Below are 16,447 nucleotides of genomic sequence, written 5' to 3'. Positions count from 1 at the left end.
ACGATCCACGGCGCGCCGGCCATCGTCACGGCCCCATGGCGTCGGCGAAGCGCTCGGCCGCCCACAGCCGGACCTGACCGAGCCGCCGCGCGGGTAGGAGCCGGGGCCGGCGCCACAGCAGGACCCGGCAGGCCAGGGCGGTCAGACCCATCCCCAACCGGGTGACGAAGCAGCAGGCCGACGCCGATCGCCCACCACGAGGCCGGCGGCGGCCAGGACGCCGTACCGGAGCCGCGCAGGACCTCGGTGGCGACGGCGAGGCCGACGAGCCACTGCAGCCCGCGGACGGTGAGCAGGACGAGCGAGACGAGGGTCTGCAGGAGCTGCACCCCGGCGGGGAGGCGGCGGACCTCGCGGTCGACCGCCGCCTGCGGCTCGGCCGGCGCGAACGAGTCGAGCAGCTCGGCCAGCGCCCCGAGGCGGGGGTGCGCGTGGACGTCGGCGACCGTGACGGTGGGGTAGCGCTCGCGCAGCAGCGAGACGAGCCGGGCGGAGGACAGGCTGCCGCCGCCGAGGGCGAAGAAGTCGGCGCGCTCGTCGGTGACGGGCAGGCCGAGCACGGCCGACCAGTGGCCCGCGACCCAGCCGGCCGTGCCCGGCAGGGCGGGGACGTCGTCGCCGGTCGCGCCGACCAGCGGCCACGGCAGCGCGTCCCGGTCGACCTTGCCCGAGGTGCGGGTGGGCAGGTCGTCGACGACGGCGAGGACGGGGACGAGCGCGGCGGGCAGCTCCTCGCGCAGCCGGGCCAGCGCGCGGTCGCGGTCGTACGGCGCGTCGGGGTCGGCCGGCACGAGGTAGCCGACGAGGACCTGGCTGCCGACCGGGGTGGTCTTCACCGCGGCGGCCGCGGCCGTGACGTCGGGCAGGGCCTGGAGGGCGGCGTCGACCTCGCCCAGCTCGATCCGGCGCCCACCGAGCTTGACCTGCTCGTCGGCGCGGCCGACGAAGAGCAGGCCCTCGGGGTCGTGGACGACGAGGTCGCCGGAGCGGTAGGCGCGCTCCCAGCCGAGGGTCGGCATCGGCGCGTACTTCTCGGCGTCCTTGGCCGGGTCGAGGTAGCGGGCCAGGCCGACCCCGCCGATGATCAGCTCGCCGGTCTCCCCCTCGGGGACGGGCCGGCCGTCGGCGCCGACGACGGCGAGGTCCCAGCCGTCGAGGGGCAGGCCGATCCGGATCGGGCCGGTGCCGTCCATCGGCGCGGCGCAGGCGACGACGGTGGCCTCGGTGGGGCCGTAGGTGTTCCACACCTCGCGGCCGGGGACGGTGAGGCGGGCGGCGAGCTCGGGCGGGCAGGCCTCGCCGCCGAAGATCAGCAGCCGCACCGGCTCGAAGGCCTCCGCCGGCCACAGCGCCGCGAGCGTCGGCACGGTCGAGACGACGGTGATGTCCTGGGCGACGAGCCACGGTCCGAGGTCCTGGCCGGTGCGCACGAGCGAGCGGGGTGCGGGGACGAGGCAGCCGCCGTGGCCCCAGGCCAGCCACATCTCCTCGCACGAGGCGTCGAAGGCGACGGACAGGCCGGCGAGGACGCGGTCGCCCGGGCCGATCGGGCTGTCCTGCAGGAAGATCCGCGCCTCGGCGTCGACGAAGGCCGCCGCGGAGCGGTGCGTAACGGCCACGCCCTTGGGGACGCCGGTCGAGCCGGAGGTGAAGATGACCCAGGCGTCGTCGTCGGGGGTGACCGCGGGCAGCGGCTCGCCCGGGCGGTCGGTCGCAGCCGGGCCCCCCGGCGCCACGGTGATGCTGCGCCGGGCCCCGACGACGGCGGCGACCCGGGCCTCGCCGAAGACGAGGTCGGCCCGCTCCTGCGGGTCGTCGGCGTCGACGGCGACGTAGGCCGCCCCGGCGAGGAGGATCCCCAGGACGGCGACGTAGAGGTCGGCGTGGCCGGACGTCGCGCGGACGCCGACGGTGTCGCCGCGCCGGACCCCGGCCGCGTGCAGCCCGGTGGCGAGGTCGCGCGCGGCCCCCAGCAGGTCGTCGTACGTGAGCACGGTGGTCGTGTCGTCGACGGCGGGGGCGTCGGTGTGCGCGGCCGCCGTCGCGGTGATGACGTCGACGAGGGTGCGCGGGGCGGGCGCGCGGTCGGACGCGGCGAGGCGCCGGTCGGTCACCGTTCCCTCCTGGCTCGGGGTCGGTCGGGTCTGTCGGGGTGGGACGCGCGTGACCGTAGTGAGCCAAGGTGAACAAACGGGGCGGCGGCTCGCCGGTCGGACCGGGAGCAGGTGCAGGTCAGGCGAGTGCGTCCACCACATCGGTGTGGACGAAGTCGCCGCCGACGAAGAGCAGGGGGCGGCGGGTCTCGCGAGCCAGCGCGTAGGAGAAGCAGTCACCCAGGTTGAGGCCGGCGGGGTGTCCGGACCCCTTGCCGAAGTCGCGGTAGGCGGCTCGACCGATCCGGGCCTGCGACTCGGTGACCGGGTGCACCTCGACCTGCCACTCCTCGAGAAGCGCGTCGAGGCGCCGGGACAACAGGGGCTGCCCCCGCCGGTCGACGACGACACCGACCTCGAGCAGGGTCCCGGCGGAGATGCCGAGTCGCGAGGCGGTCCGAGCGACTCGTCGGATGTCGGCCCGTTGCGGCTCCCCGGTCAGGACGGCCACGATGGCGGACGAGTCGAGGATCACCGGGGGAGGCCGTCGGCGTCGTACAGGTCGTCCGACAGCAGAGCGGCGCGCGTCTGCGGGGTCATCTCGGCGTCCACCCGGGCCAGCAGCTCGTCGATCCGGAGCTCGCGGTCGTCGCCGTCCGCCGCTAGCTCCGCGAGGTAGCGCTCCAGCGCGGTCTCGATCGCGTCGGTCTGCGACCGGCCGGTGCGCTCGGCCGCCTCCCGAGCCAGCTCCTGCACCCGCTCGCGCTTGATGTTGATGGCCATGGCACCAGGGTACCTGCTCCAGGTGCCTATCTACCTCGCTGCGGTGGGCCGTCCGGTCGACCAGGTGAGACGCGGTGGCGGACGGGTCGTAGGTTCGCAGGTATGGAGTTTCGTTACCTCGGCAACAGCGGTCTGAAGATCTCGGAGATCACCTACGGCAACTGGCTGACCCACGGGTCCCAGGTCGAGAACGACGTCGCCACGCAGTGCGTGCGCGCCGCGCTCGACGAGGGGATCAGCACGTTCGACACCGCCGACGTCTACGCCAACACCGCGGCGGAGACCGTCCTCGGCGAGGCCCTCAAGGGCGAGCGGCGCGAGAGCCTGGAGATCTTCACCAAGGTCTACTGGCCCACCGGCCCCCAGGGCAAGAACGACACCGGCCTGTCCCGCAAGCACATCATGGAGTCGATCAACGGGTCGCTGCAGCGCCTGCAGACCGACTACGTCGACCTCTACCAGGCCCACCGGTACGACACCGAGACGCCGCTCGAGGAGACGATGCAGGCCTTCGCCGACGTCGTCCGCCAGGGCAAGGCGCTCTACATCGGCGTCAGCGAGTGGACCGCCGAGCAGATCCGCGCCGGCCACGCGCTCGCGAAGGACCTCGGCATCCAGCTCATCTCGAGCCAGCCGCAGTACTCGATGCTGTGGCGGGTCATCGAGCCCGAGGTGGTCCCGACCTGCGAGGAGCTCGGCATCGGCCAGATCGTCTGGAGCCCCATCGCGCAGGGCGTGCTCACCGGCAAGTACCGCCCGGGCGAGCAGCCGCCGGCCGGGTCGCGCGCCGCCGACGAGAAGGGCGGCGCCGACATGATCCAGCGGTTCATGAACGACGAGACCCTCACCCGCGTCCAGAAGCTCAAGCCGGTCGCCGACGACGCCGGCCTGAGCATGGCCCAGCTCGCCGTGGCGTGGGTCCTGCAGAACCCGAACGTCTCCGCCGCCCTCGTCGGGGCCTCGCGCCCCGAGCAGGTCGGGGAGAACGTCAAGGCCGCCGGCGTCACCCTCGAGCCGGAGCTGATGCAGCGGATCGACGACGCCCTCGGCGACCTCGTCGAGCGCGACCCGGGCAAGACGGTGGAGAACTCGCCGCAGCAGCGGGTCGCCTGACCCGCCGCCGTACGGCGTCCTGCCCGTCGAGCCCTCGTCCCCACCGGGGCGGGGGCTCGACGCCGTCCCGGGCGGTCAGCGGGTCGAGCTCAACCCGTACTGCGAGATCTTGCGGTAGAGCGTCGCCCGGCTCATCCCGAGCTCGGCGGCGACGTCCTTCATCGTCTTGCCCGGCTGGGCGAGCAGGCGGGCGATCTCCTCGCGCTCGAACTGCTCGATCCGTCCGACGGTGGGTGCGCTCGCGCCGCCGAGGACCCGGCCGGGCAGGTGGCGCACGTCGACCGTGTCGGAGCGCATCGCGGCGTCGTGGACGACGGCGAACAGCTCGTCGACGTTCCCCGGCCAGCCGTAGGTGGTGAGCGCGCGCTCCGCCGCTGGGGTGAACCCGACCTCGCGGGCGCGCGTGTTGTGCGCGGCGTACCGGGCCAGGGGCAGGACGTCGGCGGGTCGGTCGCGCAGCGACGGCACCTCGACGACGGTGTCGACGAGCGCCCGCAGGACGAGCGGCACCTCGTCCAGCCGCTCGGCGGTCGCCGCCCAGGGCAGCACCCGCTGCGCGGCGGGGGTGTCCGGCATCGTGGTGCGGGCGGCCACGGCGCGGTCGTGCAGCGTCTGCGCCCCCCACGCCGGGAGCGAGTCGGCGCCCTCGACGATGACGGCGGTGTGCTCCTTGCCCAGCTCGGGCGTCCACAGGGACAGCCAGCGCTCGACGTCCTCCGGCGCGGGGACGGCGGCGCTGAGGATGCGGTCTCGGGGCCGGGCGCGCCGGAAGGGCCTGCGCGAGGAGGGTGGCCCGGCCCGAGCCGGGCTCGCCGACGGCGGCGACGACCTTGCCGTCCTCGACGGCGCGGGTGGCCGCGGCGAGGGCCTCGCTTCCACGCGGCCGACATCTCGCGGATGGTGCCGGCGGCCGGCTCGAGCCGCGCGTTCTGCACCCGGAACACGCCACCGCGCGGCTGCGGGCGCGAGCGCCGTCCCTGCGAGCGGGCGAGCATCAGCGCCGAGGTCGTGCCCGCCGCCGACTGGGCCAGGGCGAGCAGCAGGTCGCTCGAGGAACGCGCCCACGTCGTGATGTTGACCGACCCCTCGAGCATCCCCGACAGCGGGTCGAGGACGGGGACGGCGGCGCAGGTGTAGGTGCACAGGCTGGCCGAGTAGTGCTCCTCCGCGCGGACCAGGCTGGGCGTGCGGTCGGCCAGGGCCATCCCCAACCCGTTGGTGCCGGCCTCGCGCTCGGAGAAGGCGAAGCCGGGGGCGAGGTGGACCCGGTCCAGGGCCCGCAGCAGCGAGGTGTCGCCGCTGAGGCGGTTGAGGACCAGACCGTCGGCGTCGGTGAGCATGAGGCTGATCGGCTCGTTGGCGAGGGTGCGGTGCAGACCGGTGAGCACCTCGGCGCCGCACTCGAAGAAGAGCGAATCGCCGGCGGCCCGCGCCGGACGTGCCGGACCAGACCGGCTCGACCTCCTCGAGGTCGACCCCGTAGTCCTCGCTGCGCCGCCACGAGGCCAGCAGCCGGGGGGAGAGGGCGGCGACCGGCTCCGCCGGGGCGACGTACGGCGAGCGTGCGCGTCGCGGGAGCAGCGAGTCCTCCGTGGGCGCCATCGCCCCTCCTTCCAGCCTGGCCACGACGGTAACCCCGGCCGGATCGCGACGGAAGGACTGGGTGTCTCGTTCTGCGACACGGGTCGGCGGCGCACCAGGGGTCACCGCACGGCGCTCAGCCGCGGCGGGGGGAGCGCCGGGCGGTGCCCGGCCCGGGTGTCGAGGCAGCCCGTCCACCCGTGCGGGGTGAGGACGTAGATGTCCCCGCCCATCGCGGCGCCGACGTCGGCGGCGCGCAGCCACGCCAGCTTCCACACCGTCTCGGCCGGACCCGGGACGACCCGCCCCTCCCGGCACACGACCGTGACGAAGACGTGGCGCACCGGTTCGTGGCCGGCGACAAGGGGCAGGGTGCCCGCCGTGCGGGCGGTGTGCTCGGCCAGCCGCTCGGCGGCCTGCCACGGCCCCACGTGCTCGCCGCGCCGGACGACGACGGCGGCGTCGAGCAGGTCCCGCGCCCCGCCGGACCGGCAGCGCAGCAGCGCCAGGACGACGTCACCGGGCCGCGGCGCGGTCCGCCGGACCACCTCGGCGAGGGTGCGCGCCGGGTTGGCCAGCTCCCACCGGGCGAGCATGAGGTCCGGGGGCGGGCCGGTGGGGCGATCGGTGGCGGGGCTCGGGGACAGCGGGGTCGAGGTGCTCATCCCAGCAGCGTGGCAGCGGCGCGGCGACGCCGATCCGGTTCCTCCACAGGCTGATCGGCGCCGGGCGAGGGCCTGTGGACGAGGCCCGGGGAGGGGTGGGCGCACGTGCCAGCATCGTCGGGCGGGCAGGTCGCCGGCCCGCGGACCGGTCCACGCCCGACCGCCTCGCCCGACCCGCCCCGCCCGACCGCCACGAAGGAGCAGCGATGGAGCACCACACGACGTACCTCGGTCAGCTGCGGCTGGACCCGCCGCTGGCCGAGGCCGAGCTGGACTGGCTGCGGGCGTTCGCCGAGTGGGGCGGTGGCCCGCACGGCGACCCCTTCGACGTCCCGATGAACCCGCGGGCGGACCTCGCCGGTCGCGCCGGCCAGGACCCGTGGGCGCGACCGGCCGACGAGGGCCGCCGGACGGGGATCCCCGCGGGCGTGCGCGACTGGGCGCCCTGCGACGAGGGGTGCCACCTGGTGTGGCGGCCGGCGCCGTTCTCCAACGACGCGCTGCTCGCGCTGCGCTTCCTCGTCGACCACTTCCTCGGCCCGCGGGCGCTCGCCCGGGGCAGGGGGCCGGCCTTCGACGCCTTCACCTTCGACCACCGGGTCGACGGCGTGCTCGCCGCGCACCGCGACGACACCGAGGAGCTGTTCCTGCTGCGCGCCGAGGACGGCCGCTTCCACCGCGAGACCCTCGACCCCGGCACGCGCCGGTGGTCCGGCGACGGGGACGGTGGGGGCGACGCGGGCGCCCCGCAGGATGCCGACGAGGGCGAGGCCCCGTGGGAGGTCGGCGCCGCGTCCGAGGAGGCCCCGGGCGGGGAGGTCGTCGGCGCTCGCGGGGCGACCGTGCGCGAGCTCGTGCGGCACCGCGCCGCCCGGGGGCCACGGGGCAGGGGCCCGTGACCGTCGGGACACAGGCCACGCACAGCGAGATGACGGCAGGCCCGATCACGGGCAGGATCTGGTGGTGTCATGCCGATCCTCTCCCCACGCCCGCGTCGGGCGGCCGTCCTCGCCGTCCTGACCGCGCTCGCGGTCCTCGGGCTCGCGGCCTGCTCCGGCTCGTCCACGCCGCCCACCAGGACCTCCTCGTCCTCCTCCTCGCCCTCCTCCTCGGCGACGGCCGCCCCGGGCTCGGGCAAGCCGTGGGTGGTCGGCGTCATGGACCGCAAGGGCCCGCCGGACGCCTCTGAGCTGACCTACGACGGCAAGCCGCTCGTCCAGGGCTTCGTCATCCAGGTGCTGTGGAAGGACGTCCAGCCAACCGGACCCGACAGCTTCGACACGAGCAAGATCGACCAGCAGCTCGCGTTCGCCAAGGCTCACGACCTCGCCGTCCGGATGCGCGTCTACGCGGGCTACAACAGCCCCGCCTGGGTGCTCCAGTCGGCCGGCAGCGTGACGTGGCAGGGGACGGCCAACGACGCCGGCCCGACCAGCTACCCCGTCCCCGTCTTCTGGGGGTCGAGGTTCCAGCAGCTGTTCCAGCAGTTCGACGCCAAGCTGGCGGCCAAGTACGACGGCGACCCGCAGCTGCGCGAGCTCGTCCCCGGCATGTGCATCACCAACTTCGCCGAGCCGTTCCAGCGGCAGTTCAGCGAGAAGGCCAACGTGGCCTCCGCCTCGGGGAAGGGCTACAGCGACGCCACCGACCAGGCCTGCCTGAAGAACACCGTCAGCATGTTCGCGAAGGACTGGCGCACGACCAACATGGCCATGGCCTTCAACCCGTACCAGTCGCTGACCAAGCAGGGCTCCAACGACAAGTCGGAGGCCTCGGCGCAGGCCAGCGTCCAGGTGCCCGAGCAGATCGCCAAGTACTGCGTGAGCGAGCTCGGCCCGCGGTGCGTGCTCGGCAACAACTCCATGAAGGGCAACACCCGCGGCAAGGCGTACGACGCCCTCTACACGATGCTGCAGGGGCTGCACCAGCCGCTCTACATCCAGACCGCCTCGAACGCCAAGATCCAGGACTGGCAGGCCGCCCTCACCAACTCCGTCGAGGTCGGCGCGATCTCCATCGAGCTGCCGGACGGCTACCAGAAGTGGGACAAGGCGACGCTCCAGTCGTACGACGCCAAGCTGCAGGCCAACGCGGACAAGCTCTCCACCACCTGAGGCCCCACCGGGAGGCCGCGCGCCCGGGGGTGCGAGGGCGCCGGTGGGGGTATGTCGACGCCGGGCGCGCCCGGCGCGCCGTACGTCCCTCTTCGTCCCCGTCCCTGGGAGGACCGCATGGCCAGCTTCTCGTCGACGACCGAGTCGACGGCGGTGGTCGCGGCCCGGCGCGCCGACATCTGGGCGGCACTGACCGACCCGGACGTCCTGCCGCGGCTGACGCCGTTCCTGCAGGGCATCGAGACCGACGGCGACACCTGGCGGTGGCGGCTGGCCTCGCTCAAGCTCGCCGGGATCACGGTGGACCCGTCGTTCACCGAGACCATGCGCTTCACCCCGAAGACCCGGATCGAGTTCGAGCACACCCCGCCCGCCGGGGTGACCGAGCGGGGTGGCGCGCAGGGGTGGTACGCGCTGGCCGACGAGGGCACGGGCACCCGCCTCGACATCTCCATCACGCTCACCGTGCAGCTGCCCGTCTCCCGGCTCGCGGCCCCCGCGGTCGAGCGGGTCATGGGCGCGGCGATGGCGCAGACCGGCGACCGCTTCGGGCGCAACCTCGAGAAGCACCTGCGCGCGGCCGCCTGACCCGGCGTCGTCAGCTCCCGACGACGACCCGCGTCACCGACGTCACGGTCCGCGCGGGGCCCACGTCACCGCCGACGACGAGCTGCGGGCGGGGCAGGGACCGCCCGTCCTGGGCGAGACTGAGCCCGACCTCCTTCTGCGCCTCCCGCACCTCACCACCGGTGAGGACCGCGACCTGGCCCGTGCTGCCGACGACGGTGACCAGCGTCGCGTCGTCGAGCGACAGCCCGGCCGCGGTCAGCACGTCGGCGAGCCGGGCTCCCTGCTGGCGCGTGGTGGCCGACCCGGGGCGGGTGAGGGCGTAGTCGCGGCGGGGGAGGGAGGCGACGTCGACCGTGCGGTGGCTCGACCCGGCATCGACCTCGACCGACCCGGGCGCCGGGACGGGCGACGGGGCGGCCGGCACCTCGACCACCCGGACGTCGACCGCGTCCACCCCCAGCACCGAGCGGCCCGTCGTCCGGTCCTGCGGCACGACGACGTCGAGCCGTCCGGCGGCGGTGAGGGTGATCAGGGCCGGGTGGTCCCCGACCGACGCCTCGGTCTCCGCCCGGGTGAAGGTCATCGCCGCGCCCGTCCCGGTGCCGGAGACGCGGTACACGACGAGCAGGCGCGAGTCGGGCGACCCGGTGCGGGCCGGGCCGGCGTACCGCGTCAGCGTCGCCAGCGTGGGCGCCGTGACGGTGCTGCCGTCCGCGGCGGTCACCGTCGTGCGGGGCAGGGCGAGCAGCTGGGCGAGCGACCACCGACGCGGTCCGGCCCCCGGGAGCGTCACGGTGATCGACGCCGCGGCGGTCGGGGTGGCGGTGGTCGGAGCCGAGGAGGTCGGGGCCGAGGAGGTCGTCGAGCCCGAGACGGCGGCGGGGGAGGTCGTGGTCGGGGAGGCCGGGCTCGGGGTGGCCGCGGAGCCGGTGCACGCGCCCACGAGGGCGAGGCCGAGCGCCGACGCGGTCACGCCGAGGCGTCGTCCGGCCCTGCTGCGTCCCGCGTCCATCGGCTCTCCTCGTCCACCCGTCGGCACCCGTCGCGGTCGCGGGGGCGGGCGTCGCCCCGCTCCGGCGGATCCCCACCGTCGACCCCGAACATCCCGGGCACCCTACGGCCGGTGGCGGGCGGGAGGTGGGAGGCGGGGGCCGTCCCTGGGTATGAGATGGCCATGGCACGCGTGACGATCATCGGAGGACACGGCAAGGTCGCCCTGAGGCTCGCCCGGCTGCTCGCGCAGCGCGGCGACGAGGTGACCTCCTGGGTCCGCAACCCCGACCACGCCGGCGACGTCGAGGCGACCGGCGCGCGCGCCCGGGTGGCCGACGTCGAGTCGATGAGCCTCGACGAGATGACGTCCGCCCTGGCCGACGTCGACGCGGTCGTGTGGTCCGCCGGCGCCGGCGGTGGCAGCCCCGAGCGGACCTACGCGGTCGACCGCGACGCCGCCGTCCGCTCGGTCGACGCGGCCGAGGCGGCCGGGGTCGACCGCTACGTCATGGTCTCGTACCACTACCGCAAGCCCGACCACGGCGTGCCCCCGGACAGCTCGTTCTTCCCCTACGCCGAGGCCAAGAAGGCCGCCGACGACGCGGTGCGCGGGTCCGACCTCGACTGGGTCGTGCTCGGCCCCAGCAGCCTCACCGACGACCCGGGCACCGGCCGCATCGACACGACCGGCGAGGCCTCGTCGGTCAGCCGCGACGACGTCGCCGCCGTGGCCGCGCACGTCCTCGCCACGCCGTCCGTCAGCCGGGTCACCATCGACTTCAACGGCGGCGACGTGCCGGTCGAGGACGCCATCGGCTGACGCCGTCGCCCACCCGAATCGGATCCGTTCCACTCGACTCCTGTCCTGACCCGAGCCGAGTGGACCGAATCCGATTTGCAGGGGTCGCGGTCACCCCACGGTCACGGGTAGACCGGTCAGCCCGCGGATGACGAAGGTCGGCTGGTACGACGCCGTGCCCGCCGGTCGCAGGCGGTCGCCCAGCGCCGCCAGCCCCGCGACCGAGGCGGCCAGCTCGAGCCGGGCCAGCGGCGCCCCGATGCAGAAGTGGGTCCCGCCGCCGAAGCCGATGTGGCTGGCGTCGCCGCGACCGGCGTCGAAGCGGTCCGGGTCGGGGAAGTGCTTGGGGTCGCGGTTGGCGGCGCCGAAGAGCATCCCCACCCGCTCACCACGCCGCCAGGTGCGCCCGGCCAGCTCGAGGCCGTCGTCGAGGACCCAGCGCTCGAAGAGCTGCAGCGGGGCGTCGTACCGGACGAGCTCCTCGACCACCGTCGCGGCCGGCACCTCGCCGCCGGTCACGCGTTCCCACTCCGCCGGCCGGTCGAGCGCGGCCCGCACGCCGTTGCCGAGCGTGTTGACCGTCGCCTCGTGGCCGGCGTTGAGCAGGACGATGACCGTGCTGACGATCTCGGCGTCGGTGAGCTGGTCGCCCCCGTCGACGACGGCCACGAGCTGGCTGACGACGTCGTCGCCGGGGTGGCGGCGACGGTCGGCGATGTGCTCCTGCACGAGGCGGATGAACGCGTCCGCGCTCGCCTCCGCCGCGTCGCGCTGCGCCGCGGTGCTGTGCAGCTCGTACATCTTGACGATGGCGTGGGACCAGTCGAGCAGCCGCGGTCCGTGCCCGACCGGCACCCCGAGCCAGCGGCAGATGACCTCGATCGAGAAGGGTTGCGCGTAGTCGCCGACGAGGTCGAACGACCCCTGCGCCACGACCCGGTCCAGGTGGGCGGTGGCCAGCTCCTCGACGAGCGGCCGCAGCGCCGCGACCGCCCGCGCGGTGAAGACGCTGGAGACCAGGCGCCGGATCCGGGTGTGGTCCGGCGGCTCGAGGTCGAGCAGCGACCAGCGCTCCGACTCGCGCCAGCGGGGGTACGACGTCCCCTGCGCCGCCCGACCCATCTCCTCGTCGGTGAAGCGGTGCGCGTACACGCGGCCCAGCCCGCGGTGGCGCAGCGCCGCGTGGACGTCGGCGAACCGGGGGAGCAGCACCAGCCCCGACGCCGCGTCGGGGACGGCCCGGCCGGTCTCCCGCAGCCGGGCCAGCGCGGGGTACGGGTCGGCGACGAACGCCGGGTCGGTGGGGTCGAAGCCGAGGTCGCGCGCGTCGGTCACCGCGCCATCATCCCGGCCCGCCCGGCGTCCCGGTCACCGGTGGTGCAGGTCCCCGCCGCACCCTGGACGGAAACCGACATTTCGGTCACACTGGCGGGGCGACCCCACCCCTCGACGACCCGGTCCCTCCTTCCCGGACCGCGGGCCGTCGGCGCGCTCCCCTCCCCGAAGGTCCCCCATGCCCCTCACCCTGCGTGGCGGCGTCCCCGCCGTCCTGCGTCACCTCGTGTCCTGCGCCGCGCTCACGGCCGTGACCGCCCTCGGTGGCTCCCTGCTCGCCCCGGCCCCGGCCCCGGCCCCCACCGTCGCCCCCACCGCCACCCCGGCCGCCGTCGCCGCGGCCGTCCCGGCGGGCCTCGCCACCGTCGCCCCGCCCAACCCGCCGGCGATGAGCGGCATCGAGCCGCTGGCGTCGTACGTCGCGGACGACTCGTGCGACGGCGCGCTCAAGCCGGGCACGTCGCGGCTGGCCTCGCTGCTGACGAGCACGTACGCCGGCACGAGCGCCGGGACCGTACGCGGCTGCGGCACCGACGGCTCGATCAGCGAGCACTACGACGGCCGCGCCGTCGACTGGATGACGTCGGTCCGCACGACCGACGGCCGGGCGCGCGCCGACGCCTTCCTCGGGTGGCTCCTCGCCACGACCAACGGCCAGCCCTACGCCAACGCGCGCCGGCTCGGCGTCATGTACCTCATCTGGGACGACCACATCTGGGGCGCCTACCGGCCGAGCGACGGGTGGCGGCCCTACAGCTCGTGCGCCTCGCACCCCGAGAGCGGCTGGGACACGGCCTGCCACCGCGACCACATCCACATCTCGCTCTCGTGGGAGGGCGCGATGGGCCGCACGTCGTACTGGACCCACGCCGTCGCCGCGCGCGACTACGGGCCCTGCCGCACGCCCGACCTGACCTGGGCGCCGCCGTACGCCGGCCCGCGCACGAGCCCGTGCCCCGCGGTGGGCGCGGTGCCCGTCCCCGCCGGGGCCTCGGACCTGACCCGCCGCCTCGTCGCCGCCTCCGGCGCCATCCTGCGCCCGGGGTCGGTCGGCGCCCCGGTCGCCGCCGTCAACGAGATGCTCGGCCTGTCCGGCACGACGTGGACGACCTCGACCACCGCCCGGCTGCAGGCCTACCAGGGCGCCCGGGGCCTCGCGGCGACCGGGGTCATGGACGTCCCGACGTGGCGGGCCACCACGGGACCGGCGGTGCTCGCCGCCGCCTCCCCGGACGGGCGCCTCGACAGCGTCACCGGCGACCGGCTCAGCCTGCGCGCCGTCGGGTGGGCCTTCGACGGCGAGACCGACGCCACCGTCGCGGTCCGGGTCTCGCTCGACGGTGCGGTGACGACCGTCGCCGCGAACGCGGCCCGGCCCGACGTCGCCGCGGCCTTCCCCGGCCGCAGCGCCTACCACGGGTACGTCGTCACCCTGCCGGCCACCGCGGGGGCCCACACCGTCTGCGCGACCGTCGTCAACACGGGGGCGGGGCAGGACCGCGCGCTGGGCTGCCGCGCGGTGACCGTCGACGGGCCACCGGTCCGGGTCCGGACCCCCCCGACACCCGTGACCGGGGTGGGCCACCCGTCCTGAGGACGGGTGGCCCACCCGGGTCCACCCGGCGGGCCTCAGCCCAGCGGCAGGCTGCGCCGGCGCACCCCGGTCAGGCGCGCCCACGCGTTGGCCACGGCCGGCGCCACCGCGGGCACCCCCGGCTCGCCGACGCCGCCGGGCGCCGCGGTGCTCGGGAGCAGCTGGACCGACACGACCGGGGCGTCCGCCATCCGCACCACCCGCAGCTCGTCGAAGTTGCGCGGGCTGGCCACGCCGCGCTCGAACGTCGTGCGCCCGAACAGCGTCGCGCTCAGGCCGTGCAGGATCCCTCCGGTCAGCTGCGCGTCCACCGTGTCGGGGTTGACCAGCCGGCCGCAGTCGGCCGCGCACCACACCCGCTCGACGCGCACCGTGCCGGGGGCGGGCTGGGCGACCTGGGCGACGAGGGCGACGTACGAGCCGAAGGAGCGGGTGAGCGCCAGCCCGAGGCCGCGTCCGGCGGGCGGCCTCGACCAGCCCGCCGCGCTCGTCACCGCCGTGAGCACGGCCGCCGCGCGCGGGTCGTCGACGAGCCGCAGCCGCAGCGCGAGCGGGTCGACCCCGGCGGCGAGGGCGACCTCGTCGAGCGCCGACTCCACCGCGAAGCAGTTGAGGCTGTTGCCGACCGAGCGCCAGAACCCCACGGGGACCGCCGCCGGGTGCCGCACCTGCTCGACGAGCCGGTCGGGCAGGGCGTAGGGCAGGTCGACGGCGCCGTCGACGGACTGGCTGTCCACGGCCCCGTCGGGCACCCAGCCGCGCTGGAAGAGGATCGACGGGGTGACGATGCGGTGGCTCCAGCCGGTCAGCCGGCCGGCGGTGACGCCCGCGCGGACGCGGATGAGCGCCATCGGCCGGTACTGGTCGTGCCCCAGGTCCTCCTCGCGCGGCCAGGTGACCTTGACCGGGGCCTTGAGGGCCTTGGAGGCCTTGACGGCGTGGGCGACGAAGTCGTTCTCGAACTTCCGGCCCAGCCCGCCGCCGAGCATGGTCGGGTGGACGGTGACCTTGTCCGGGGTCAGCCCGCAGATCCCCGCCGCGGTCGCCGCCGCGAGGCCGGGCGCCTGGGTCGGCGCCCACAGCTCGCAGCCCGCCGCCGTCACCGACGCCGTGCACGCCGGCGGCTCCATCGGTGCGTGCGGCAGGTACGGCAGCTCGTACGTCGCGTCGACCGTGCGGGTCGACGCCGCGATCGCCGCCGTCGCGGACCCGGCGCTCTCGGCGACGACGGCCGGCCCCGCCGTCATGAGCGAGCGGGCCTGCGCGGAGATCGTCGCCGACGTCGTCGCCGACGTCGTGGGCGGCGCCGTCCACGTGACCTTCAGGCCGCGGGCGGCCTGCATGGCCTCCCACGTCGTCGCCGCGGCGACCACCACGGCGTCGCCGCAGTCGACGACGCCGAGCGCACCGGCCGGGCGCGGACCCACGGACGCGACCGTGCCGCCGACCATCGGGCTGTGGCGGACGACGGCGTGCAGCATGCCGGGCACGCGCACGTCGATGCCGTAGACGGCGGCGCCCCGGACCTTGGCCGGCAGGTCGACGCGCGGCACCGACCGACCGATGGTCGTCCACCGGGCGGGCGGCTTGAGGGCCGGGGCGGTGGGGACGGGTCGGCGCGCGGCGTCCGCAGCCAGGGCGCCGTACCTCGCGCTGGCGCCGGTCGAGGGGCAGGTGACGACGCCGCGGGCGGCGACGCACGCGCCGGGGGCCACCCCGAAGCGGGCCGCGGCCGCGGCGACGAGCATCTCGCGGGCGGCGGCCCCGGCGGTGCGCAGGGCGTCGAAGTAGCCGCGCACGCTCGTGCTGCCGCCGGTCAGCTGGGCGTGCGTGAGCGGGTTGGCGTAGACGGCCGCGGCGGGCGCGGCCTCGGAGCGCACCCGCGCCCAGTCCACCTCGAGCTCCTCGGCGACGAGCTGGGCCAGGCTGGTGAAGACGCCCTGTCCCATCTCCGCCGCGCCGACGAGGATCGTCACCGACTCGTCCGCACCGATCCGCACCCAGGCGCCGAGCGCCGAGGACGTGGCCGGGACCCCGGCGCGGGCGGGCAGCGCGTCGCCGAGGACGCCCACGGCGAGCCCGCCACCGACGGCCACCGCCGTGAGGAAGGTGCGCCGGTCGAGGTCCGGGAGCGTGCTCACGAGCGCGCTCCGGCCGTGCCGGCCGAGCCGGCCGAGCCGGCCGCGGCGGTGGCAGCGGTGGCGGCGGCGACCTGGTGGATCGCGGCTCGGATGCGCTGGTAGGTGCCGCAGACGCAGATGTTGCGCATCGCGGCGTCGATCTGGGCGTCGGTCGGCTGCGGGGTGCGCCGCAGCAGCGCGACGGCCGCAAGGATCATGCCGGACTGGCAGTAGCCGCACTGGGGGACCTGGCCGGCGACCCAGGCCTGCTGGACCGGGTGGCTGCCGTCGGGGGAGAGCCCCTCGATGGTCGTCACGGCCTTGCCGACGGCGTCGTGGACCTGGACGCTGCACGAGCGCTCCGGCTCGCCGTCGAGCAGGACGGTGCACGCACCGCAGGCCTCGACGCCGCAGCCGTACTTGGTGCCCGTCAGGCCCAGCGCGTCGCGCAGGGCCCAGAGCAGGGGCATGGAGGTGGGGACGGGGACGCTCGACGCGACCCCGTTGACACGCAGGGTGGGCATGGGGGGAACCTTCGGGTGATGGGGGAAGAGGAAGGTGCCTTCGCGGAGAGGTGGACCACGGCGCGCCCCACGCCGTACGGCGAGGGTAGGGCCCCCACCGGCCCGGGCGACAGAGGTCGACGGCAGGTAATTTTGTCCGTTGTGTCCGTTCGCGAAGGTGCTG

General features: G+C 75.6%; 14 protein-coding genes and 2 pseudogenes. 6 read left to right on the top strand and 10 right to left on the bottom strand.

Annotation, left to right across the window (positions count from 1 at the left end; translation table 11 throughout):
* The 3 genes and pseudogenes from FB458_RS21130 to FB458_RS21120 form a co-directional block, all read right to left on the bottom strand.
* A pseudogene (locus FB458_RS21130) lies at positions 1-2,114 on the bottom strand (non-ribosomal peptide synthetase); the annotation flags it as partial.
* 118 nt (positions 2,115-2,232) lie between these two features.
* The gene (locus FB458_RS21125; RefSeq protein WP_141845670.1) at positions 2,233-2,628 is read right to left on the bottom strand and encodes a type II toxin-antitoxin system VapC family toxin; all 396 of its coding nucleotides are present in this window, start codon (positions 2,626-2,628) and stop codon (positions 2,233-2,235) included.
* Positions 2,625-2,876 carry a type II toxin-antitoxin system VapB family antitoxin gene (locus FB458_RS21120; RefSeq protein ID WP_141845668.1) on the bottom strand — a complete coding sequence of 84 codons (252 nt, stop codon included), beginning with the start codon at positions 2,874-2,876 and terminating at the stop codon, positions 2,625-2,627. The genes FB458_RS21125 and FB458_RS21120 overlap by 4 nt, the downstream gene beginning before the upstream one ends.
* A 102-nt stretch (positions 2,877-2,978) precedes the next feature.
* On the opposite strand from FB458_RS21120, the gene FB458_RS21115 reads away from it, so the two are divergent.
* Positions 2,979-3,989: an aldo/keto reductase family protein gene (locus tag FB458_RS21115; protein WP_141845666.1), complete on the top strand. Its 1,011-nt coding sequence runs from the start codon at positions 2,979-2,981 to the stop codon at positions 3,987-3,989.
* Positions 3,990-4,064: 75 nt separating this feature from the next.
* Here the strand turns inward: FB458_RS21115 and FB458_RS21990 are convergent, their stop codons facing one another.
* The 3 genes and pseudogenes from FB458_RS21990 to FB458_RS21105 all read right to left on the bottom strand — a co-directional run bounded on the left by FB458_RS21990 (position 4,065) and on the right by FB458_RS21105 (position 6,235).
* Positions 4,065-4,868 carry an AAA-type ATPase lid domain-containing protein gene (locus FB458_RS21990; RefSeq protein ID WP_246061439.1) on the bottom strand — a complete coding sequence of 268 codons (804 nt, stop codon included), beginning with the start codon at positions 4,866-4,868 and terminating at the stop codon, positions 4,065-4,067.
* Between the two features lie 194 nt (positions 4,869-5,062).
* Positions 5,063-5,329, bottom strand: a pseudogene (locus FB458_RS22170) (AAA-type ATPase lid domain-containing protein); the annotation flags it as partial.
* Positions 5,330-5,692: 363 nt separating this feature from the next.
* Positions 5,693-6,235, bottom strand: a complete 543-nt coding sequence (locus FB458_RS21105) for a hypothetical protein (RefSeq protein WP_141850218.1) — start codon at positions 6,233-6,235, stop codon at positions 5,693-5,695.
* A gap of 206 nt (positions 6,236-6,441) precedes the next feature.
* On the opposite strand from FB458_RS21105, the gene FB458_RS21100 reads away from it, so the two are divergent.
* From FB458_RS21100 to FB458_RS21090, 3 genes are all read left to right on the top strand, one after another.
* Complete coding sequence (locus tag FB458_RS21100; protein WP_141845664.1) at positions 6,442-7,134, top strand: hypothetical protein; 693 nt, start codon at positions 6,442-6,444, stop codon at positions 7,132-7,134.
* A 69-nt stretch (positions 7,135-7,203) separates the two neighbouring features.
* Positions 7,204-8,349 (top strand): hypothetical protein, encoded by a 1,146-nt coding sequence (locus FB458_RS21095; RefSeq protein WP_141845662.1) that lies wholly within the window; start codon positions 7,204-7,206, stop codon positions 8,347-8,349.
* Between the two features lie 117 nt (positions 8,350-8,466).
* Entirely contained in the window at positions 8,467-8,937 is a 471-nt protein-coding gene (locus FB458_RS21090) for an SRPBCC family protein (protein ID WP_170185506.1), read from the top strand.
* 10 nt (positions 8,938-8,947) lie between these two features.
* On the opposite strand, the gene FB458_RS21085 is transcribed toward FB458_RS21090, so the two are convergent.
* Complete coding sequence (locus tag FB458_RS21085; protein ID WP_141850217.1) at positions 8,948-9,931, bottom strand: hypothetical protein; 984 nt, start codon at positions 9,929-9,931, stop codon at positions 8,948-8,950.
* A gap of 162 nt (positions 9,932-10,093) precedes the next feature.
* Between FB458_RS21085 and FB458_RS21080 the strand changes: the two genes are divergently transcribed.
* Positions 10,094-10,732, top strand: coding sequence for an NAD(P)H-binding protein (locus FB458_RS21080; RefSeq protein WP_141850216.1), 639 nt, complete (start codon positions 10,094-10,096; stop codon positions 10,730-10,732).
* Between the two features lie 90 nt (positions 10,733-10,822).
* Here the strand turns inward: FB458_RS21080 and FB458_RS21075 are convergent, their stop codons facing one another.
* Positions 10,823-12,046, bottom strand: coding sequence for a cytochrome P450 (locus FB458_RS21075; protein ID WP_141850215.1), 1,224 nt, complete (start codon positions 12,044-12,046; stop codon positions 10,823-10,825).
* Positions 12,047-12,224: 178 nt separating this feature from the next.
* Here FB458_RS21075 and FB458_RS21070 point away from each other — a divergent pair, with 178 nt between their 5' ends.
* Positions 12,225-13,640 carry a VldE C-terminal domain-containing protein gene (locus FB458_RS21070; protein ID WP_141850214.1) on the top strand — a complete coding sequence of 472 codons (1,416 nt, stop codon included), beginning with the start codon at positions 12,225-12,227 and terminating at the stop codon, positions 13,638-13,640.
* Between the two features lie 35 nt (positions 13,641-13,675).
* Here the strand turns inward: FB458_RS21070 and FB458_RS21065 are convergent, their stop codons facing one another.
* Positions 13,676-15,781 (bottom strand): xanthine dehydrogenase family protein molybdopterin-binding subunit, encoded by a 2,106-nt coding sequence (locus FB458_RS21065; RefSeq protein ID WP_170185783.1) that lies wholly within the window; start codon positions 15,779-15,781, stop codon positions 13,676-13,678.
* On the bottom strand, positions 15,778-16,284 hold the full coding sequence (locus tag FB458_RS21060; protein WP_141850212.1) for a (2Fe-2S)-binding protein: 507 nt from the start codon (positions 16,282-16,284) through the stop codon (positions 15,778-15,780). The genes FB458_RS21065 and FB458_RS21060 overlap by 4 nt, the downstream gene beginning before the upstream one ends.
* Positions 16,285-16,447: the final 163 nt, after the last annotated feature.

This window comes from Lapillicoccus jejuensis (genome assembly GCF_006715055.1).
Taxonomy (GTDB): domain Bacteria; phylum Actinomycetota; class Actinomycetes; order Actinomycetales; family Dermatophilaceae; genus Lapillicoccus; species Lapillicoccus jejuensis.
The sequence above is the reverse complement of the archived record's forward strand: the minus strand, read 5'-3'. Positions and strand labels throughout refer to the sequence as shown.

Coding starts and splice junctions, on each gene's coding strand:
- FB458_RS21120 (WP_141845668.1), bottom strand. CDS start 2,876: ATGGCCATCAACATCAAGCGCGAGCGGGTGCAGGAGCTGGCTCGGGAG.
- FB458_RS21115 (WP_141845666.1), top strand. CDS start 2,979: ATGGAGTTTCGTTACCTCGGCAACAGCGGTCTGAAGATCTCGGAGATC.
- FB458_RS21105 (WP_141850218.1), bottom strand. CDS start 6,235: ATGAGCACCTCGACCCCGCTGTCCCCGAGCCCCGCCACCGATCGCCCC.
- FB458_RS21100 (WP_141845664.1), top strand. CDS start 6,442: ATGGAGCACCACACGACGTACCTCGGTCAGCTGCGGCTGGACCCGCCG.
- FB458_RS21095 (WP_141845662.1), top strand. CDS start 7,204: ATGCCGATCCTCTCCCCACGCCCGCGTCGGGCGGCCGTCCTCGCCGTC.
- FB458_RS21090 (WP_170185506.1), top strand. CDS start 8,467: ATGGCCAGCTTCTCGTCGACGACCGAGTCGACGGCGGTGGTCGCGGCC.
- FB458_RS21085 (WP_141850217.1), bottom strand. CDS start 9,931: ATGGACGCGGGACGCAGCAGGGCCGGACGACGCCTCGGCGTGACCGCG.
- FB458_RS21080 (WP_141850216.1), top strand. CDS start 10,094: ATGGCACGCGTGACGATCATCGGAGGACACGGCAAGGTCGCCCTGAGG.
- FB458_RS21070 (WP_141850214.1), top strand. CDS start 12,225: ATGCCCCTCACCCTGCGTGGCGGCGTCCCCGCCGTCCTGCGTCACCTC.
- FB458_RS21060 (WP_141850212.1), bottom strand. CDS start 16,284: ATGCCCACCCTGCGTGTCAACGGGGTCGCGTCGAGCGTCCCCGTCCCC.